General features: G+C 72.3%; 17 protein-coding genes and 1 pseudogene. 11 read left to right on the forward strand and 7 right to left on the reverse strand.

What is annotated here, in order from left to right; genetic code table 11:
• Positions 1–3 precede the first annotated feature (3 nt).
• Positions 4–1,002: an MASE1 domain-containing protein gene (locus ACIQ7Q_RS11010; protein ID WP_403858856.1), complete on the reverse strand. Its 999-nt coding sequence runs from the start codon at positions 1,000–1,002 to the stop codon at positions 4–6.
• Between the two features lie 64 nt (positions 1,003–1,066).
• On the reverse strand, positions 1,067–1,930 hold the full coding sequence (locus tag ACIQ7Q_RS11015) for a PP2C family protein-serine/threonine phosphatase (RefSeq protein WP_403858858.1): 864 nt from the start codon (positions 1,928–1,930) through the stop codon (positions 1,067–1,069).
• Positions 1,931–2,106: 176 nt separating this feature from the next.
• Between ACIQ7Q_RS11015 and ACIQ7Q_RS11020 the strand changes: the two are divergent.
• A pseudogene (locus ACIQ7Q_RS11020) lies at positions 2,107–2,315 on the forward strand (VOC family protein); the annotation flags it as partial.
• Positions 2,316–2,640: 325 nt separating this feature from the next.
• Positions 2,641–4,365 carry a SpoIIE family protein phosphatase gene (locus ACIQ7Q_RS11025; protein ID WP_403858860.1) on the forward strand — a complete coding sequence of 575 codons (1,725 nt, stop codon included), beginning with the start codon at positions 2,641–2,643 and terminating at the stop codon, positions 4,363–4,365.
• Positions 4,366–4,476: 111 nt separating this feature from the next.
• Here the strand turns inward: ACIQ7Q_RS11025 and ACIQ7Q_RS11030 are convergent, their stop codons facing one another.
• From ACIQ7Q_RS11030 to ctaD, 3 genes are all read right to left on the reverse strand, one after another.
• The gene (locus ACIQ7Q_RS11030; RefSeq protein ID WP_403858862.1) at positions 4,477–5,361 is read right to left on the reverse strand and encodes an oxygenase MpaB family protein; all 885 of its coding nucleotides are present in this window, start codon (positions 5,359–5,361) and stop codon (positions 4,477–4,479) included.
• Positions 5,362–5,475: 114 nt separating this feature from the next.
• The gene (locus ACIQ7Q_RS11035) at positions 5,476–5,844 is read right to left on the reverse strand and encodes a hypothetical protein (RefSeq protein ID WP_403858864.1); all 369 of its coding nucleotides are present in this window, start codon (positions 5,842–5,844) and stop codon (positions 5,476–5,478) included.
• Entirely contained in the window at positions 5,841–7,601 is a 1,761-nt protein-coding gene (gene ctaD / locus ACIQ7Q_RS11040) for a cytochrome c oxidase subunit I (protein ID WP_403858866.1), read from the reverse strand. The genes ACIQ7Q_RS11035 and ctaD overlap by 4 nt, the downstream gene beginning before the upstream one ends.
• 241 nt (positions 7,602–7,842) lie before the next feature.
• On the opposite strand from ctaD, the gene ACIQ7Q_RS11045 reads away from it, so the two are divergent.
• Together ACIQ7Q_RS11045 and ACIQ7Q_RS11050 are read left to right on the forward strand one after the other, a co-directional pair.
• Positions 7,843–8,010, forward strand: a complete 168-nt coding sequence (locus ACIQ7Q_RS11045; RefSeq protein WP_403858868.1) for a hypothetical protein — start codon at positions 7,843–7,845, stop codon at positions 8,008–8,010.
• A gap of 8 nt (positions 8,011–8,018) precedes the next feature.
• Positions 8,019–8,759, forward strand: a complete 741-nt coding sequence (locus ACIQ7Q_RS11050) for an SDR family NAD(P)-dependent oxidoreductase (RefSeq protein WP_403858870.1) — start codon at positions 8,019–8,021, stop codon at positions 8,757–8,759.
• 38 nt (positions 8,760–8,797) lie between these two features.
• Here the strand turns inward: ACIQ7Q_RS11050 and ACIQ7Q_RS11055 are convergent, their stop codons facing one another.
• Entirely contained in the window at positions 8,798–9,907 is a 1,110-nt protein-coding gene (locus tag ACIQ7Q_RS11055) for a galactosyldiacylglycerol synthase (RefSeq protein WP_403858872.1), read from the reverse strand.
• 288 nt (positions 9,908–10,195) lie between these two features.
• On the opposite strand from ACIQ7Q_RS11055, the gene ACIQ7Q_RS11060 reads away from it, so the two are divergent.
• Both ACIQ7Q_RS11060 and ACIQ7Q_RS11065 read left to right on the forward strand, forming a co-directional pair.
• A complete protein-coding gene (locus tag ACIQ7Q_RS11060; protein WP_403858874.1) occupies positions 10,196–11,071 on the forward strand; it encodes a DMT family transporter in 876 nt (291 codons plus the stop codon).
• Complete coding sequence (locus tag ACIQ7Q_RS11065) at positions 11,065–11,811, forward strand: polysaccharide deacetylase family protein (protein WP_403858876.1); 747 nt, start codon at positions 11,065–11,067, stop codon at positions 11,809–11,811. Before ACIQ7Q_RS11060 ends, ACIQ7Q_RS11065 begins: the two co-directional genes overlap by 7 nt.
• A 25-nt stretch (positions 11,812–11,836) precedes the next feature.
• Here ACIQ7Q_RS11065 and ACIQ7Q_RS11070 read toward each other — a convergent pair whose 3' ends face one another.
• On the reverse strand, positions 11,837–12,067 hold the full coding sequence (locus tag ACIQ7Q_RS11070) for a DUF1737 domain-containing protein (RefSeq protein ID WP_403858878.1): 231 nt from the start codon (positions 12,065–12,067) through the stop codon (positions 11,837–11,839).
• 161 nt (positions 12,068–12,228) lie between these two features.
• On the opposite strand from ACIQ7Q_RS11070, the gene ACIQ7Q_RS11075 reads away from it, so the two are divergent.
• The 5 genes from ACIQ7Q_RS11075 to ptsP all read left to right on the forward strand — a co-directional run bounded on the left by ACIQ7Q_RS11075 (position 12,229) and on the right by ptsP (position 18,371).
• Positions 12,229–12,990, forward strand: a complete 762-nt coding sequence (locus tag ACIQ7Q_RS11075; protein ID WP_403858880.1) for a DeoR/GlpR family DNA-binding transcription regulator — start codon at positions 12,229–12,231, stop codon at positions 12,988–12,990.
• Complete coding sequence (gene pfkB / locus ACIQ7Q_RS11080; protein ID WP_403858882.1) at positions 12,987–13,934, forward strand: 1-phosphofructokinase; 948 nt, start codon at positions 12,987–12,989, stop codon at positions 13,932–13,934. The genes ACIQ7Q_RS11075 and pfkB overlap by 4 nt, the downstream gene beginning before the upstream one ends.
• 166 nt (positions 13,935–14,100) lie before the next feature.
• Positions 14,101–16,167 carry a fructose-specific PTS transporter subunit EIIC gene (locus ACIQ7Q_RS11085; protein ID WP_403858884.1) on the forward strand — a complete coding sequence of 689 codons (2,067 nt, stop codon included), beginning with the start codon at positions 14,101–14,103 and terminating at the stop codon, positions 16,165–16,167.
• Between the two features lie 198 nt (positions 16,168–16,365).
• Positions 16,366–16,644 carry an HPr family phosphocarrier protein gene (locus tag ACIQ7Q_RS11090; protein ID WP_403858886.1) on the forward strand — a complete coding sequence of 93 codons (279 nt, stop codon included), beginning with the start codon at positions 16,366–16,368 and terminating at the stop codon, positions 16,642–16,644.
• A complete protein-coding gene (ptsP, locus tag ACIQ7Q_RS11095) occupies positions 16,641–18,371 on the forward strand; it encodes a phosphoenolpyruvate--protein phosphotransferase (RefSeq protein ID WP_403858888.1) in 1,731 nt (576 codons plus the stop codon). The genes ACIQ7Q_RS11090 and ptsP overlap by 4 nt, the downstream gene beginning before the upstream one ends.
• The last annotated feature ends 500 nt before the right edge of the window (positions 18,372–18,871 follow it).

Genomic DNA, 18,871 nt, shown 5'->3' on the forward strand with positions numbered 1-18,871 from the left:
CAGCTAATCCTCCAGACGCGGGCGGCGCTCGTAGGGCGGCCACAGGTGTGCCGTCTCGCCCGGCGCGATCTGGTCGACGACCTCGGCCAGAGACGCACATGCGTCTTCGATTTTGCGGCGGATGCCGATCTGCTCGGTGATGATCGCCGCCAGCAGCAGGCCGGTCAGTGCCGCACACCCGTTGAGAGCCTGGAGAATGATCATGACCTCCAGAATGGAACGGTCGGCGAACGGGCCGGCACGGTCCATGGCCGCCCCGATCGCCAGCACGGAGATCATCAGCGCGCACGGGGCGGAGCCGGGCAGCTGAAAGCGCAGGGCGGCCCAGATCAGCAGCGGGAACACCAGGAACAGCAGCGACAGTTCCACCCGGGTCGCGATCACCGCGACGGCCGGCGACGCCACCGCGAGGGCAATGGCCTCGGTCCACCAGTAGGGCCGGGTCACGCGGGGGACCGCGGCCCGGCGCAGCACGAGCAGAACCGGCGTGATCACGAGGACCCCCATGGCGTCTCCGGCCCACCATGCCGACCACACAGGCCAGAACTCGCCGAGCGGCAGGGATCCGTTCGCCAGCAGGCTTCCCGCGCCGAGCGTCGCGCTGATCAGCATGCCGCCCATCGCGCCGAGGAAGATGAGCGCCAGCCCGTCGCGCAGCCGGTCGAGCTCCGTCCGGAAGCCGATCCGCCGGAGCATCAGATAGGCGGCCACAGGCGCGATCGTGTTCCCGGCCAGGATGCCGAGGGATGCGATGTCCATGGAGTTGATGGTGGCGATGGTGATCGCCGTGCCGAGGGCGATCCCGGGCCACACCCCTGCCCCCAGCCACAGCAGGCAGGTCAGGGCGATGCCCGTGGGCGGCCACAGCGGCGTGACCACCGCCCCCTCCACGACCAGCTGCTGAAGCAGGCCGATCTGCCCGCCGACCCAGTAGGCGGCGGCAACGGCCAGGATCCGCAGCAGCGCTGCGGCCGTACGTCGGACTTGCTCGCTGCGGACCACGCCTTTCATCCCACAGCGTGCGCGCCGCCGAGTCCGCGTGACACGCGCGGCGCACGGCTCCGATCTATCCGATGTCCGATGCGTACGGCGCTGCCGCGGCGGCCTCCACCGGATCGTGGAGCAGCACCAGGACCGCCGCGTCGTCCGTGTGCTCGGTGAGCGCCGCCGCCTCCATCACCTGTGCGGCCAGTTCCCCCGCGTCCACGCCCTGCTGCACCGAGGAGTGGACCAGCCGGGTGACTGCCTCCAGGCCCGCCTCGAGGGTGTACGAGGGCCCTTCGACGACACCGTCGGTCAGCAGGACGAACGCGCCGCCGTCGGCCAGCCGGCGCCGCTGGACCGGGTACTGCTCGCCGGGCAGGATGCCGAGCGGCACACCGCCCTCGTCCTCGACGATCCCGCCGTACCCGCCGGCTGTCGCCCACACGGCGGGCACATGCCCTGCTCGGGCGCTCTCCAGCTCGCCGGTGGCCGGGTGGTAGCGGAGGAAGCTGCACGTCGCGAAGAGCCCGTGGTCCACTGACAACAGCAGCTCGTTGGCCCGGCGGAGCACTTCGCCCGGGTCGGGGGTGGCGGTGGCCACGGCGCGCAGTCCGATGCGTACCTGCCCCATGAAGGCGGCGGCCTCCACGTCGTGGCCCTGCACGTCGCCGATGGAGAAGCCGAGGGAGCCGTCGGGCAGCGTGAAGCCGTCGTACCAGTCACCGCCGATGTCGAGACCGTTGCGTGCCGGTGCGTACGCGGCCGCGACCCGCAGCCCCGGGACGGTCGGAAGGCAGGCGGGCAGCATCGAACGCTGCAGCGCCTCGGCCAGTTCGACCCGGGCCTTCTGCCGCTCCGCGCCTTGGCGCACACGGTCCGTGAGACGCCCAAGGGTTGTCAGCATCTCGTCGGCGGTCGCCGATCGCAGGGGACGGCGCCGGGTCATGGCCCTCTCCGAGCTGCGTCCGAAGGTCGACCGGCCCGGTCACTCGTGCGGCGCACGGTGGATCCGGATCGGCTGGGCCGCGGAGCCCGAGTTCATTGTATTTGCGCCGGGCGGTCTGTGCGCGGACGGTCCTCGCGGAGCAGGTGCCGCGATCGGTCCTTCGGCAGGCCCAGGGCCTCCAGTCGCAGCACTACGCGTTCCTCGTGCCCGACGAGCAGTTCGACGCCATGGTCGCCCGGCTCGATGCGGCCGGGGGCACCTGTTACGCCGACCCCAGCCACACCGAACCGGGTCGATCAATCGCCTCTTCGGCGGCCGTGGCGCGTACGTCGACGACCCGAACGGCCACAACATGGAGTTCACGAGGCCCTACGCCCATCCGTAGCGCGCTCCGCGCAGGGGCGGCCCGGCCCCCCTGCGCGGTCATGGACCAGCAAGCACGAACACCTGTCGGCTTCCGGAGCGGCCTCGGGCCCGCCCGGTCGTCAGCTCGGCAGACCTCCGCGTGCAATACCGTGGACCGGCCGTCCTCTGGCGGCAGCACGCCTCCGGGCGTGCACCCTGTCAGGGCGAACCCGGCGCATCCGGTGCAACGCCCTGCGGCCCGGCTGACCTGCGAGCGTCATATCAGCCCCTCGGGGCATGTGGAGAGATGACAAGGACGGACGCCGGACGGCAGGGTGGGCCCTTCGGCCAGAGGAGGCAACGACATGACGGACCCCAAGACGGTGGAAACGGTCGGCGACGGGTCTTCGGACAAGGCTCTGGATGCGCTGACCGGGGCGTTGGGTGCCCTGCATACCGGCGCCTATCTGACGGACGACGAGGGGTGCATCATCGGCGTCAATGCCCGGGCGGAGCAGCTCCTGGGCCGGGCCGCGGCAGAACTTGTCGGTCAGGACGCGCACGACATGCTGCACCGCAACCGCCATGCAGAGCCCATCGCGAGGGCTCAGTGCCCGGTGCGGCAGGCCGTCTTCGCCGGAGGCACGGCGCAAGGGGCGAACGAGTGGATCGAACGCGGCGACGGCTCGATGCTGCCGGTGTCGTGGTTGGTCACGCCCTGCGACATCGACGACCGGACCACGGCCACCCTCGTGGTCTTCCATCTCCGCGATACCTCGGGTGCGCCCGCCGAACTCCCCGACCGGCCCACCGCGTCGCTCTCCGAGCTCCAGCGGCTGGCCCTGCTGGCCGAGACGACCACGACGCTGACCTCCACACTGGACGTCGACGAGGCGCTGCGCAGGCTGGTGAACCTGGTGCTGCCCCGCCTCGCGGACTGGGCCGTCATCGACGTGATCACCGAGCGCGACGAGGTGTGGCGCCGCGCCGTCGTGCACGCGGAGGACGGGGTAATGGTGCACATGGAGGAACTCGAGGGACCGATGCCGCCGGTGCCGGAGGATTCGCCGATGCCCCTGTCCCGGGCCCTTCGCGGTGTGTCGTCCGCGTTGGCCGGACCGGAGACCTACCAAGGCCCACCGGACTCGGGTATCGCGGTGGAGCAGCGCCGCCTGTTCGGCATCACCGGCATGCACTCGGCGGCCATCGCCCCCATACGCGGCGTACAGGAGATCCTGGGAGCCATCACGCTGGGCCGCTCCGAGCAGCCGAAGCCGTTCACCGCGGCGGACATCGCGCTGCTCGAGGACATCGCACGCCGAGCCGGCCTGGCCCTGGCCAACGCCCGCCTCTACCAGCGGCAGCGCAAGGTCGCCGAGACCATGCAACGTCATCTGCTGCCCCAGCTGCCGAGCGTGCCGGGGCTGGAGATGACCGCCCGCTACCTGCCGGCACCCAATGCCTCGCAGGTCGGCGGCGACTGGTACGACGCCTTCACCCTGAGCGACGGCGCCACGGCCCTGGCCATCGGTGATGTCGTCGGACACGACCTGGACGCCGCCGCCGGTATGGCGCAGCTGCGCAACATGCTCCGCGCCTACGCCTGGGCGCATCACGAACCGCCGAGCAAGATCGTCGAGTGGCTCGACCACGCGTCCCTGCACATCGCCGAAGCCTCCATGGCCACCCTGGTCTACGCCCGGCTGACGGTGGGCGACGACGGACGGTTCCAGATGACCTGGACCAACGCCGGCCACCCGCCGCCCCTGCTGGTCACGCACGACGGCATGGCCGAGTTCCTCACCGACGGCCACGGCGTCCTTTTGGGCCTCGAGGCCCACGAGGCCCCGAAAGGCCGTGCCGATGGAACCGTGACGCTGCCGCCAGGATCGACCCTCGTGCTGTACACGGACGGCCTGATCGAGGCCCCGGGCCACTCCCTGGACGAGGGCCTGGAGCGGCTGCGCCGGAACGCCGCGTCCCTGGCCCACCGCACGCTGGAGCCGTTCAGCGACCATCTGCTCGAGCGGGCCCGCCCGCCGCAGAACGAGGACGACGTCGCGCTCCTGGCCGTACGGATCCCTGTCTGAACCCGGTTTGTACGGGCGCAACCCGGTCCTGTACGGACCCGGCCCCGTACGGGCGGTGGCTCCCCCGACAAACGGAGAGTGGCCGGCGCAGCGGGGTGGATACGAAAGACCTCAGCGGCTTGTGTCGCCGCTCCGGGCAGGCGGCGCCATGGCCCATCGGATCGTGCGGGTCAGCGCGAGCCCGCCGAGCCGCACACAGGACCGCTCGACGGTCGGCAGGTAGGGCAGGCCGAGCGGTTTGCGGGCCCACGGCGGAAGCATGGAGACCGCGTTCGCGGCCAGGAGCGCGTACGGGGTACGGGCCGCCCAGGGCAGCGGCGGATGGAGCAGCATGAAGCGGGCCGCCTCCCGGGCTTGCTCGGTGGGCCGGAGTTCGGCGCGGTAGGCGGCCAGCCGTTCGGCCAGCTCCCGTCGGTCCTTCGGCGGGTCGACGACGCCCAGCGCCGTCGCCACCCGTGCCGTGTCGGCGATGTAGCCGTCGCAGCCGGCGTCGTCCAGCGGGTGGGCGCCGTAGCGCTGGTGGGCGCGCAGAAAGCTGTCGACCTCCGCGACATGCACCCAGGCAAGGAGATGCGGGTCGGAGGCACGGTAGGCCTCACCGGTTTCCGCCGTGCCGGTCACCCTCTCGTGGACCGCCCGGACCATGTCCACCGCGTGCTGCGCGTCGTCGGCCGTTCCGTACGTCGTCACTGCCAGAAACGTGCTGGTGCGCTGGAGCCGTCCCCACGGGTCGCCCCGATAGCCGGAGTGGGCCGCCACGGCCGCCATGGCCAGCGGGTGAAGGGTCTGCAGCAGCAGAGCGCTCAGGCCGCCGATGAACATCGAGGCGTCGCCGTGGACGGTACGGATGGGCCGGTCCGGGCCGAACCACCGGGGCCCCGGGGTGTCATGGATCCGGGCGCGCGTCGCGGGGCCGGATGGCCCCGCGACGCGCGCGGAGAGGCTTCTGCCGAGGCGTTGCCGCAGGCCGGTCGCTCCGAGCGCAGACGTGCTCATCCCACCAGTATCGCCCGGCGAAAGGCCGTGCCGTGAGCCGGTGGCGCCCCCGGCTCACGGCACCGCAGGCGCCCATCCCTGGGAAGGGCCGCACCAGCGGAAAGTCCGAGGCCCCTAACGGTAGGCGGCCAGGAATCCCGCGAACACGCACAGGGCCGCTGAGCCGACCAGCGCCGCGACGCTCGCGCACAGCAGACGGCGCCTGAGCTCCTCGTAGCGGGCCGTGTACTCCGCACGCAGCTCCTGGGACCGTGCCACCAGCGCCTCGAGAACGCGCCGTGACACCGTGATGCGGTCCCCGGTGTAGACGCGGACGACTTCCTCGCGCTGCCCGGTGGTCAGCCAGGGCATCCGGTCGGCGAACGCCTCCGCATCCCGTTCGGCCTCCTGCACATGGCTCCGGGCGAGCAGATAGCCCTCGATCCGGGCGATACCCTCAGCGATCTCGGACTCGGTCTCCCGCTGCCGCACCGGACCGCTCACCTCCCGTTCTTGCCGTCGCCGAGCGGCGGAGCAACTCCCTGCCCCGGCTCGTACACATCGCGTCGGCCCGCGTCGGTCACATGGTCGAGCGTCGCGATGCCGGGATGGTGCAGGTCGAACGCCGGGGACTCGGAGCGGATGCGGGGCAGGGTGGTGAAGTTGTGCCGGGGCGGCGGGCAGGACGTGGCCCATTCCAGCGAACGGCCGTAGCCCCACGGGTCGTCGACCTCGACCATCTTCCCGTACCTCGCCGTCTTCCAGATGTTGTACATGAACGGCAGCATCGACGCACCGAGCAGGAACGAGGCGATCGTCGAGATGGTGTTCAGCGCGGTGAAGCCGTCGACCGCGAGGTAGTCCGCGTAACGACGCGGCATGCCCTCCGCGCCCAGCCAGTGCTGCACCAGGAACGTGCCGTGGAAGCCGATGAACAGCGTCCAGAAGGTGATCTTGCCGAGCCGCTCGTCCAGCATCCTGCCCGTGAACTTCGGCCACCAGAAGTGGAATCCGGCGAACATCGCGAACACCACGGTGCCGAAGACGACGTAGTGGAAGTGCGCGACGACGAAGTACGAGTCGGAGACGTGGAAGTCCAGCGGCGGCGAGGCCAGAATGATGCCGGTCAGGCCACCGAACAAGAACGTCACCAGGAAGCCGATCGACCACAGCATCGGTGTCTCGAAGGACAACGAGCCCTTCCACATCGTTCCGATCCAGTTGAAGAACTTCACGCCCGTCGGAACGGCGATCAGGAACGTCATGAAGGAGAAGAACGGCAGCAGCACACCGCCGGTGACGTACATGTGGTGCGCCCACACCGTCACGGACAGGCCGGCGATCGCGATCGTGGCACCCACCAGGCCGATGTAACCGAACAGCGGCTTGCGGGAGAAGACCGGAATGACCTCCGAAATGATGCCGAAGAACGGCAGGGCGATGATGTAGACCTCTGGATGGCCGAAGAACCAGAAGAGGTGCTGCCACAGCAGAGCGCCACCGTTGGACGCGTCGAAGACATGCGCTCCGAACTTGCGGTCCGCCTCCAGGGCGAACAGCGCGGCCGCCAGGACCGGGAAGGCGAGCAGGACCAGCACACCGGTCAGCAGCACGGTCCAGGTGAACATGGGCATCCGGAACATCGTCATGCCGGGAGCGCGCATGCAGATGATCGTGGTGATGAAGTTGACCGAGCCGAGGATCGTACCGAAGCCGGAGAAGGCCAGACCCATGACCCACAAGTCCCCGCCCACGCCCGGCGTGTGTTCGCCGTTGGACAGCGGGTTGTAGGCGAACCAGCCGAAGTCGGCCGCACCCTGCGGGGTGAGGAAGCCGGCCACCGCGATCAGCGAGCCGAAGAGGTACAGCCAGTAGGCGAACATGTTCAGACGCGGGAAGGCCACGTCCGGCGCGCCGATCTGCAGCGGCATGATCCAGTTCGCGAAACCGGCGAACAGCGGCGTCGCGAACATCAGCAGCATGACCGTGCCGTGCATCGTGAACGCCTGGTTGAACTGCTCGTTCGACACGATCTGCGTGCCCGGCCGGGCCAGTTCGGCGCGCATCACCAGCGCCATCAGTCCGCCGATGAGGAAGAAGCCGAAGGACGTCGACATGTACAGCGTGCCGATCGTCTTGTGGTCGGTGGTCGTCAGCCACTTGATCACTACGTTGCCGGGCTGCCTCCGGCGTACGGGCAGCTCGTCCTCGTATGCGTCCTCCGGCTGCACATCGAGGCGAGGACCTGGCTCAGATGTCACACGAACTCCCGTACGTTCGGGTGCCTTCTGCTCGATTCACGGCGCGGCCGCACCGGCAGAAGACGCTCCCAAGGACATATACCGGAGCAATCTATAGGTAGGTGACATGCAGGGCTGTTCCCGACATCCGCCATTTCAGTGACGCACAACCCCTACAGGGGACAACCGGCGCACCTCGCGCACGTTACGAGTCCCGGACGGCGGGTACCTCTGAGCGGTCGGTACGTCCAGTGCCGGCCGCATGACGCGGGAGGTGGACGTGGACGCCTCGGTGGACCGGATCGCCCAGCCCTGGGGCGGTCGTACACCGCTCATCGGCTCGTTGGCCCGACGGCTCATCCGGCCGGCCGGGGACACCCCGGCTGCCTTCGGCGGAAAGGACACGCCCACCGCCGAGCGACTCCTATGAGGAGACCGGTGGTCCTGGTCACCGGGGCGTCCTCGGGGATCGGCGCGGCCGTGGCGACCCGCTTCGCGGTGGACGGGTGCTGGCAGCTGCTGTTGCACGGGCGCGACAAGGAGCGCCTCAGCCAAGTGGCGGCACGCACGGGCGGGACGGTCCTCAACGCCGATCTGACCGACCCGGTCAACGCCGACCACCTCGCCCGTACGGCGGTGGAAGCGGCCGGCGGCGTGGATGTCCTGGTGGCGGCCGCGGGCATCGGCTGGGCAGGGCGCTTCGTCTCGATACCGCTGCCGGCGATCGACGAGGTGCTCGCCGTCGACCTGGCGTCCGTGGTGCGCCTGGTGCGTCTGCTCCTCCCGCGGATGGTCGAGCGGAGGAGGGGCCGAATCGTACTGATGGGTTCCATCGCAGGGGCGGTGGGAGTCGAGGACGAGGCCGTGTACTCGGCGGCCAAGGCGGCACTGGGGGCGTTCGCCGACAGCCTCCGGTACGAACTGCGGGGGAGCGGCGTCGAGATCTGCCTCGTCCTCCCGGGCGTGGTCGACACGCCGTTTTTCGTCCGGCGCGGGACGCCCTGCCGCAACACCGTCCTGAAGCCCGTCCCGGCGGAGCAGGTGGCAGAAGCGATCTGGCGTGCGGTCGTGCGGCGGAACCGGTCGGAGCTCTTCATCCCCAGGTGGCTGCGCCTGCCGGCCCGCATTCACGGCGTGGCGCCCGCCGTGTTCCGCCGTCTGGCCGAGCGCTTCGGCTGACGGGCCGGGCGTCCGGGCCGTCAGCCGGCGCCGGGATGTCAGGCGGCCGGGGGTACGCCGTCAGCCAGGTCGGCGACGAAGCGTGCCGCGTCGTCCTGAAGGACCGACAGGCCGCGAGTGATCCTTCCGTCCCGCACCGGGCCGGGAGGCAGCAGCGCGTCGACCGCCGACAGCAGTTCGTCGAGGCTCCGAGCACACGTTGTCAGACCATCCGCCGCCATCGCCCGCACGCCCGCGGCCCCGTGCCCCGCCAGGGGCCGGTAGCCGATGACGGGTAGTCCCGCCGCGAGGGCCTGCACCGCGGTTTGACCTGCCGCGTTGTCGATCAGAAGCCGTGCGGAGGCCATCAGTTGCGGCAGATCCTCCACCCAGCCCAGGGCGACCGCGCCCGGCACACGGGCGGCCTGCCGCCGCAGCCGCTCGTCGCGTCCGCACAGCAGCACCGGAAGGCAGCCGTGGCCCGCCAACGCCGCCGCCGTACGCGTCAGTCCGGACCCGACGCCCCAGGCTCCGGAGCCGATCAGCACCGCGGGGCGGTCGCCCGCCCAGTGCCACGTCCCCGGACCGGCCGGCCGGAGGAACGCGGGCGGCACGACGGGGCCCGGGGCGGCGACCGGGCACCCGGTCGCCGCGCGGACGGCTTGCGCGGCGACCTCGGTGACGCACAGGTACAGGTCGTTGGCCGGGTGGAGCCAGCCGCGGTGCACGGCGAAGTCCGTGACGAAGACAGCGCTGGGAACGGCGAGGGTGCCGCGTTCACGCATCCGGCCGGTGAATTGACCGGCGAGGTGAAAGGTGCAGACGACAGCGTCCGGCCGCCACCGGTCCACCAGCGCGCGGAGCCGGGCTTCGGCAAGGGCGGCCGGTACGGACACGCCTGGGTGCCGCCGCCGGCCCTGCGGAGCGTGCGTCCGCGCTCTCGGCGCGAGAAAGACGGCGTGGACGGCCGCGTAGGCACCGGGAACGTGGCGTACGGAGAAGCGGTAGCACGCACGCAGGGCCGCGCCGGTGCCCCTCGGGAGAAGCGTCAACACGTCGTGCACCAGCACCTCGTGGCCCGCGGCGGTGAGCCGGCGTGCCAGTTCACGCGCGACCGCGTCGTGCCCCGCGCCCATGGTGGCGCTGAGCACCATGAAGCGCCGGCCCATGGGCACCTCCTCGGCTGCAGTGCGCCGGACGGGATCCCGTTCGACCATGGTGCCCGGTCCGCAGACCGCTGACGGCCCGCGCCCCGGCCACCGGGACCGATCGGGTGAATCGGCTGCCGCCGCGTCTTCCGCCGGGGCAGGGCGGGTCCGTCGGTCGACAGGCTGGAGCTGCTCGGTCCGCGACAACTCGGAGGTCCGCATGTCCGTTGCGCTGCGCCCACCCGCGCCGTCCCGTACGGACAGGGGCGGGCGCACCGTGCGGCGAACACACAGGCAGGACGTGCCCCGATGATGGCTCTGTCCATCTGCCTGGCGCTGCTCGCGGCGATCGGCAACGCGGGGGCGTCCGTACTGCAGAGGCGGGCGGCGGCGGACATCGGTCCGGGGCGCCCGCAGGCGCGGTCGTCCGCGGTGGGCGCGCTGCTGCGTCAACGCGTATGGATGTGGGGCGCGGCGCTGCTCGGGCTCTCCGGGATCTGCCAGGCCCTGGCGTTGGCGACGGGGCCGCTCGCCGTGGTGCAGCCGGTGATGAGCTCCGAGCTGCTGTTCACCCTCGTCCTCGGAGGCGTCGTGTTCCGGCGGCGTCCGGACCGCCGGACCCAGCTGGCGTTCGCCGCCATGGCGGTCGGTCTGGCCGGCTTCCTGGCGCTGGCTGCCCCGACCGGTGGTCGCAGTACGGCGCCCGCTGCCGAGTGGTTGTGGACCGGGGTCTGTGTCGCCGCCACGGTCGGTCTGCTGATAGCCGTGTCGGTACGGCTGCCGTCCGCGCCGCGCGCAGCGGTAGTGGGCACGGCGACGGCGATCGGGTTCGCCCTCACGGCCGCGCTGATGAAGGACGCGCTGGGCCGGCTGCCGGACGGTGTCGGTGCGCTGCTGTCGACGTGGCAGCCGTACGCGGCGGTGGTTCTCGGGCTGGGGAGCTTCGTGCTGCTGCAGGTGGCGCTGCGGGCGGGTTCGCTGGCGGCTTCGCAGCCCGCTCTCACGCTGGGGGACGCGCTGCTGAGCGTGGTCCTCGGAGTGGTGCTGTTCGAGGAGCACGTACAGCTGGGCATCCGGGCCGTGTTCGAAGTGTTCGCGCTCGGCCTGCTGTTCTGGGGATGTCTGCAACTGGCCCGATCGCCGCTCGTGACGGAGGGCGGAGAGGGTGGAGCGGAGAAGTGGTGACGACTGCCGAGGACGGCGCGCCGCGCGCGATCGCCGTGCTGGGCGCGGCGCTCGTGGTGGCCGGAGCACACATCGGCCCCGCCGCGACCTGGCTGCCCGGTGTGCGCGGCGCGCTCAGCCCGGGGCTCGACGGACGGGGCGACTCCGACAGGGTGGCCCTCACCTTCGACGACGGCCCCGACCCCCGCAGCACCCCGCACTTCCTGCGGGCATTGGACGAACTCCGCGTAGGGGCAACGTTCTTCGTGCTGGGGAGCCGGCTCGCGAAGTGCCCCGACCTGGGCCGTCGGATCGTTGCCGAAGGCCATGAACTGGCCGTCCACGGCTGGCACCACGAAAGGCCGTGGTGTCCCCGGCCGCTGCGGGACGCAACTGAGCTGGCCGCGACGGCCGCCCTCGTCACGGAGATCTCCGGCACGCGCCCGCTCTGGTACCGGCCCGCCTACGGAATCCTCACCGGCGGACGCTGGGCCGCGGCCCGCGCCACCGGTCTGCGCCCGGTGCTGTGGACGGCATGGGGGCGGGACTGGAAGGCTTCGGCCACCCCGGAGAGTGTGCGCGCCGAGGTGATGAAGACGCTGCGCGGAGGGGCGACGGTGCTGCTGCACGACTCGGATGTCGTGAGCGCGGCCGGATCATGGCGATCCGCTCTGGGGGCGCTGCCGGGAGTGGTCGCGGAGTGCCGGGCGCGTGGTCTGGCCGTCGGACGGCTCGACGAGCACGGCGTTCGGCGGCGCTGAACCCGCGTTCGGGGCCCTGACGGCTTCAGTCCTCGCCGCCGGTGCCGGCTACGGGAGCCGCAGGGTCCTTGGCCTGCGGCCGTGGCCACAGCACAGCCTGTGCGACGACGACGCGCTCCCCGTCGAAGGTGAGAGCCGGCCCGCCGTGCAGCTGGTATCCGAGAGCGAGCACGTCCGTCACCCGTTGGCAGAACGCCGCGTCGTCGGGACCGGTCAGGACTCGGTAGGCGGGCAGGCCGTCCGGGGGCGTCGTCATGGGCACCAAGATCCCATACGGGTGCGACCGGAGATCCCCCGCGTCGATCCGAGGCATGTTTTCTGTCCGGTTGCATGCCCGGATCTGTTTACATCCCTGTGTGCCGGGCGTAGCATCCAAGAAAACAACAGGCTCGGTCATTGAAACGGATGTAAAACCACATGTTCGCAGCGGAGCGCCAGCAGGAGATCATGCGCCTGGCCCGCGAGAGCGGTCGGGTGGATGTGCTGTCCCTCGCCGAGGAGTTCCAGGTCACCGCGGAAACCGTGCGGCGCGACCTCAAGGTCCTCGACCGTGCAGGGCTGGTGCGGCGTGTCCACGGCGGCGCCATCCCGGTCGGCCATCTCGACTTCGAGCCCGACCTCGCCGAGCGCGACGCGGTTGCCGCCGACGAGAAGGAGCGCATCGCGCGCGCCGCGCTCGCCGAGCTTCCCGCCGACGGCAGCGTGATCCTGGACGCCGGCACGACCTCGGCGAGGCTCGCCGCCGGCCTTCCCGTGGAATCGCCGCTCACGGTAGTCACCCACGCCCTGCCCGTCGCGGCCCGGCTCGCGGACCACCCGGGCATCGCCCTCCATCTGGTCGGCGGCCGGGTGCGGCACCGTACCCGTGCCGCCGTCGACGCCTGGGCGCTGCGCGCGTACAGCGAGATCAAGGCCGACGTCGCCTTCGTCGCCACCAACGGGTTCTCCGCCGAGGGCGGCCTGACCACCCCCGATCTGGCCGAGGCCGCGGTCAAGCGGGCCGCCATGCAAGCCGCCCGCAGGGTCGTTCTGCTGGCCGACTCCGCCAAGTTCGGACAGCAGCACTTCGCACGATTCGGAGACCTCGCGGACGTGGACCTGCTGATCACCGACACCGGGCTCAGCCCGGACGACGCCCGCACGATCGAGCGGCAGGGGACGGAGGTCGTGCGCGCATGATCCTCACCATCACCCCGAACCCGAGCCTGGACCGCACCTACGAACTGCCGTCCCTGCACCGGGGAGCGGTGCTGCGCGCCGCCAACGACCGGGTCGACCCCGGCGGCAAGGGCGTCAACGTCTCACGTGCGGTCGCCGCCGCCGGCCACCGCACCGTCGCCGTCGTGCCACTCGGCGGTCCGGAAGGAGCACTGCTGGCCAGGCTGCTCGGCGACCACGGCATCGAGGCAGCCGGAGTCCCCATCGCCGGCTCCACCCGCGTCAACATCACGCTCGTCGAGCCCGACGGCACCCTGACCAAGGTGAACGCGGCAGGACCCGACATCGCCCCCGCAGAGGCCGAGGCCCTGCTGGAGACCGTACGGACGTGGTCGGCCGAGATCGACTGGATCGCCTGCTGCGGCAGCCTGCCGCGTGGCCTGCGCCCCGAGTGGTACGCCGAGCTGGTGGCCCGTATCCACGGCGTCGGCGCCCGCGTCGCCCTCGACACCTCGGGGGCGGCCCTGACCGCCGCACTGCGGGAGCAGCCCGACGTGGTCAAGCCCAACGCGGAGGAGCTCGCCGAAGCCGTCGGCCGCCCGCTCGCCACCGTCGGCGACGCCGTCAAGGCAGCGGAAGAAATCCGCGATCGGGGCGCCCGGGCGGTCCTGGCCAGCCTGGGGGCGGACGGCCAGTTGCTGGTCGACGCCACCGGCATCTGGTTCGGGCACGCGCCCGCCGCCGTCGTCCGCAGCAACGTCGGCGCCGGGGACGCCTCCCTCGCGGGCTTCCTCGCCGCCGGCGGCAGCGGCCCCACCGCGCTCGCAGCCGCGGTCGCCCACGGAACCGCGGCTGTACAGCTGCCGGGCAGCGTCATGCCGTCACCGGCCGACCTGGACCTGGCGGCGGTCACGACGACCGCTTCCGTGCCCTTGGACCGTGTTCTGGGGGAGCCGGTGCCATGACCGTCCACCCCCGCCCACCGGAGCGGCCGGCCGTGCTCGTCCGCGACACCCGTGCCGCCCGCCCGTCCGTTCGTCCATCCGCTCGGGCTGCCGTCGCCCGGACCGGCAGTGCACCGCCACGTCCCACCACCGCCCGTCGGGCGGTTCGCGAGCAAGGAGCCGCGTGATGAGTGAGTTGATCACCTCGGAACTGGTCGACGTCGACCTGTCCGCCGAGACCAAGCAAGCCGCCGCCCGCTCCCTCGCCGAGCGGATGGTCTCTGCCGGCCGTGTCACCGATCTCGACGGCTTCCTCGCCGACGTGGCCGCACGCGAGGCCCAGATGCCGACCGGTCTCGACGGCGGCATCGGCATTCCGCACTGCCGCAGCGAGCATGTCACCGCCCCGACCCTCGCCTTCGGCCGCAGTGGGCGCGGCATCGACTTCGGCGCCCCCGACGGGTCGGCCGACCTGATCTTCCTGATAGCCGCGCCGGCCGGTGCGGACGACGACCATCTGACGATCCTGTCCGCCCTCGCCCGGCGCCTCATGAACCCCGAGTTCACGACCGCGCTCCGTGCCGAGCGCGACCCGGCGGCGGTCGCGGCCCTGATCCGCGGCGAGGAGACGCCGGTTGAGGAGACGCCGGTTGAAGAGACGCCGGCTCAGTCGGCGCCGGCTGCGGAGGTCCCCGCCCAGGCGGGTGCGGGAGCGGCGACCGCCGCGCCGGCAACCGCAGAGCCTGCGGCCGAATCGGCCGGCGGCGCCCGCCCCTTCCGGATCGTTGCCGTCACGTCCTGCCCGACCGGCATCGCCCACACCTACATGGCCGCCGAGTCGCTGCAGAAGGCCGGAGAGGCCGTGGGCGTGGAGGTCGTCGTCGAGACGCAGGGCTCCGCGGGCTTCACCCGGCTCGACCCGGCCGTGATCGCGGCCGCCGATGGTGTGATCCTCGCGCACGACGTGGAAGTGCGTGAGAAGGCCCGCTTCGGTGGCAAGCCGACCGTCGACGTCGGCGTCAAGGCCGCCATCAACCGGCCCGCCCAACTCATCGCCGACGTACAGGCCAAGGCCGAGCGCGGCGAGGTCGCCGCCCCGGCCGCCGCCTCGGCACCCATGGACGCCGGGGCACCCGGAGACCACTTCGGCACCCGCCTGCGCAAGTGGCTCATGACCGGCGTCAGTTACATGGTTCCGTTCGTCGCCGCGGGCGGACTGCTCATCGCGCTGGCCTTCGCCATCGGCGGGTACGAGATCAACAGCGCCCCGTCGGTCGCCGAGCACTTCGTGTGGACCGAGGCCGCGAGCTGGGCCGCACTGCTGTTCCAGATCGGCGGCGCCGCGTTCGGCTTCCTCGTCCCGATCCTCGCCGGATACATCGCGTACGGCATGGTCGACCGGCCGGGTCTGGTGCCCGGCATCGTCGGCGGCGCCATCGCGGTGACCATCAACGCCGGCTTCCTCGGCGGCCTCGCCGCCGGCCTGATCGCGGGCGCGGTGGTGATGGCGATCCAGCGCGTCCATGTGCCGCCGGTGCTGCGCGGCATCATGCCCGTGGTCGTGATCCCCCTGATCTCCTCCGCGGCCGTCGGCTTCCTGATGTTCATCGTCGTCGGCAAGCCGATCGCCACCCTCCAGAAGGCCATGACCGACTGGCTGAGCGGCCTCTCCGGCGGCAACGCCGTCCTGCTCGGCGTCCTGCTCGGCCTCATGATGTGCTTCGACCTCGGCGGACCGGTGAACAAGGTGGCCTACGCCTTCGCGGTCGGCGGGCTCGCCGCCCCGGGCGACGGCAGCCTCAAGGTGATGGCCGCCGTGATGGCGGCCGGCATGGTCCCGCCGCTGGGCATGGCCCTCGCGACGACCCTGCGCGCGAAGCTGTTCACCAAGGCCGAGCAGGAGAACGGCAAGGCGGCGTGGGTTCTCGGCGCCTCGTTCATCAGCGAGGGCGCCATCCCGTTCGCCGCGGCCGACCCACTGCGGGTGATCCCCTCCGCGATGGCGGGCGGCGCCGTGACGGGCGCCCTGTCGATGGCGTTCGACGCGACCCTGCGCGCTCCGCACGGCGGCATCTTCGTCGTCCCGCTGATCGGCTCGCCGCTGTACTACCTGCTCGCCATCGCGGCCGGCACCGTCGTCACCGCAGGTCTGGTGATCCTCCTCAAGAGCCGCCGCAAGCCCGCGGGTACGGCGGAAACGACCCCCGCCACCCCGGCGGTCCCGGATCCGAAGGTCCCCGTGGCCGCCGCGTGATCCCCCGGCCCGGGTAGCAATGCCCGGGCCGGCGGGCACGGGCCGTACCCGACTTCCGTTCGCCGTATCCCCATTCCGTACCGTCCGCCCTGTCCCCTCCCGTACACACTCGGGGCCCAGCGTCGTGCCTCTCCGCGCCCGGACACGCATCCGACCGGCCGCACCCCCAACCCCCGTAACCCCGCAGGAGTTCACCCCATGCCCCAGCGCACCGTCGTCATCGGCTCCCGCTCCGGACTGCACGCCCGCCCCGCGTCGGTCTTCGTCCAGGCGGCCGCCCGCCAGCCCGTCAAGGTGACCGTCGCCCGTGACGGAGGCGCCCCGGTCGACGCCCGGAGCCTGCTGTCCGTGCTCGCCCTCGGCGCCCAGCACGGGGAACCGCTGGTGCTGTCCGCCGAAGGCGAGGGCGCAGAGGCCGCCATCGAGGAGCTCGCCGTGCTCGTCGCCGCCGACCACGACGCAGAGGCGCAGCGGTGACCGGTACGAGCACCCCCGCCGCCACCGCGCCCACGGCGACGGCGCAGGCCGCTGTGCTGGAGGGCATCGGGATCGGCGGCGGCAGCGCCGCCGGGCCTGTCGCCCGCATGGCGCCGCCCGCCGCCATGCCGCCGCCGCGGACCGTGGAACCGGCCGAGAGGCCTGCGGAAGCAGCCGCCGCCCGCGACGCGCTGGCCTGGGTCGCCGCCGACCTGACCGAACGCGCCGCCGCCACGAAGGGCGACGCGTCCGAAGTCCTCAGCGCCCAGTCGATGATGGCCGCCGACCCGGCCCTCGCGGACCGGGCAGAAGCCCTCGTCCACGACGGTTGCGACGCGGCCCACGCACTCGACGCGGCGTTCGGCGCCTTCCGCGCCTCCCTCGAAGCGGCGGGCGGCTACTTCGCCGAACGCGTCGCCGACCTCGACGACCTGCGCGACCGCTCGGTGGCGCGCGTCCTCGGGCTGCCCATGCCGGGTCTCCCCGACCCGGGCCACCCCCACATCCTGGTCGCCCAGGACCTCGCACCGGCCGACACCGCCCTCCTCGACCCGGCGAATGTGTCGGCCCTCGTCACCGAGCGCGGCGGTCCCACCAGCCACACCGCCATCCTGGCGAAGATCCTCGGCCTCCCCGCAGTCGTCGGCTGCGCCGACGCCGCGCTGCTCACGGACGGCCGGACGGTGCTCGTCGACGGCACAGCCGGCACGGTCGTGACCGACCCGGCACCGGATGCCGTCACTCAGGCGGCCGCGCGCGAGGAACAACGGCGGCGCGACGCGGCCCGGTTCAGCGGGCCGGGCCGCACGGCGGACGGCCATGCGGTCAAGCTGCTGGTCAACCTGGGAGCGCTGCACGAACTGCCGGCGGCCGCCGCTGCCGACAGCGAGGGCGTGGGGCTGTTCCGCACCGAGTTCCTCTACCTCGACCGGGACACGGCGCCCACCGCCGAGGAGCAGACGGACGCCTACCGCGCCGTGTTCGCCGCCTTCGCGGGACGCCGGGTCGTCGTCCGCACCCTCGACGCCGGTGCCGACAAGCCGCTGCCGTTCGTCACCGCCGCCGACGAGCAGAATCCCGCCCTCGGCGTGCGCGGTCTGCGGACGGCCGACCGCGATCCGCGCCTGCTCGAGACGCAGCTGGGCGCGATCGCCGCCGCGGCGGACAACAGCGGAGCCGAGGTGTGGGTCATGGCGCCCATGGTCTCGGTGCCGAGCGAGGCAGCCGCCTTCGCCGAACGGGTGCGGGCCCACGGGCTGCGCACCGCCGGCGCCATGGTGGAGGTGCCGGCAGCGGCGCTGCGCGCGGACAGACTCGTGCAGACGTGCGACTTCCTCAGCGTCGGCACCAACGACCTTGCCCAATACGCGTTCGCCGCCGACCGGACCCTCGGCAGTCTGGCCGAGTTCCTGGACCCCTGGCAGCCCGCGCTGCTCGAGCTGGTACGGAAGGCCGCGCAGGCGGGCGCCGGACACGGCCGCCCCGTCGGGGTGTGCGGTGAAGCGGCGGCCGACCCGCTGCTCGCCCTGGTCCTCGTCGGACTCGGGGTCACCAGCCTCTCCGCCGCACCGAGCTGCCTGGGCGACGTCCGGGCCTCGCTCGCGGGGCACAGTCTCGACGACTGCCGCCGACTCGCCGCGGTCGCGCTCGACGCCCCCGACGCGACGGCGGCTCGCGCGGCCGTGCGGGAAGCGTCGGCCGTGCGGGAGGCGCCGGAGACGCCCTGAACGTGGGCCGTGCGGGAAGTTCCGGCCTGAGGCACGGCCGGGGGCGGCGTCACCGTCCCGGGTGCCGCCACCCCCGGCGTGCCTCCTACCGACCGACAGTCCGGCGTGCCTCCTACTGACCACCACCCCCGGCGTGCCCCCCACCCACCGAGACAAGCCCGGGTGGCCGCCGGGGACCGCCACGTCGGCGACGAGTCCCCAGGGGGCCGCTGACCCGCCCCCTGCCGGGGCCGCGCTCGGCGTCGGCCGGAAGGACGCAGCATGGGCCCGTGCCCGCGGTAGCGGACCATGACGCAGGCGATCCGGCGGACCGGCCTGGCCCGGCGGACCGGCGGACTGCACGGCGGCGTGAACGCGTGCCCGGATCGCCGGGCCGCGCACTGGCCGCGGGTCCGGCCGACGGCGTCCGAAGCAGCCAACGGCCACCCCGGTGGCAACATGGCGGCAGGGCCGTCGATCGCGGGCCCGCGCCGGTGTGGGCAGGATCAACGGGAGGCCCG

The organism is Streptomyces sp. NPDC096176 (assembly GCF_044763255.1).
Lineage (GTDB): Bacteria > Actinomycetota > Actinomycetes > Streptomycetales > Streptomycetaceae > Streptomyces.

What these genes read in the sequence shown, in the direction of transcription:
- ACIQ7Q_RS11055 (WP_403858872.1), bottom strand. Translation starts at nt 9,907, where the DNA reads ATGGGCCGGCGCTTCATGGTGCTCAGCGCCACCATGGGCGCGGGGCAC.
- pfkB (WP_403858882.1), top strand. Translation starts at nt 12,987, where the DNA reads ATGATCCTCACCATCACCCCGAACCCGAGCCTGGACCGCACCTACGAA.
- ACIQ7Q_RS11085 (WP_403858884.1), top strand. Translation starts at nt 14,101, where the DNA reads ATGAGTGAGTTGATCACCTCGGAACTGGTCGACGTCGACCTGTCCGCC.
- ACIQ7Q_RS11070 (WP_403858878.1), bottom strand. Translation starts at nt 12,067, where the DNA reads ATGACGACGCCCCCGGACGGCCTGCCCGCCTACCGAGTCCTGACCGGT.
- ACIQ7Q_RS11045 (WP_403858868.1), top strand. Translation starts at nt 7,843, where the DNA reads ATGACGCGGGAGGTGGACGTGGACGCCTCGGTGGACCGGATCGCCCAG.
- ACIQ7Q_RS11015 (WP_403858858.1), bottom strand. Translation starts at nt 1,930, where the DNA reads ATGACCCGGCGCCGTCCCCTGCGATCGGCGACCGCCGACGAGATGCTG.
- ACIQ7Q_RS11075 (WP_403858880.1), top strand. Translation starts at nt 12,229, where the DNA reads ATGTTCGCAGCGGAGCGCCAGCAGGAGATCATGCGCCTGGCCCGCGAG.
- ACIQ7Q_RS11060 (WP_403858874.1), top strand. Translation starts at nt 10,196, where the DNA reads ATGATGGCTCTGTCCATCTGCCTGGCGCTGCTCGCGGCGATCGGCAAC.
- ACIQ7Q_RS11025 (WP_403858860.1), top strand. Translation starts at nt 2,641, where the DNA reads ATGACGGACCCCAAGACGGTGGAAACGGTCGGCGACGGGTCTTCGGAC.
- ACIQ7Q_RS11090 (WP_403858886.1), top strand. Translation starts at nt 16,366, where the DNA reads ATGCCCCAGCGCACCGTCGTCATCGGCTCCCGCTCCGGACTGCACGCC.
- ACIQ7Q_RS11030 (WP_403858862.1), bottom strand. Translation starts at nt 5,361, where the DNA reads ATGAGCACGTCTGCGCTCGGAGCGACCGGCCTGCGGCAACGCCTCGGC.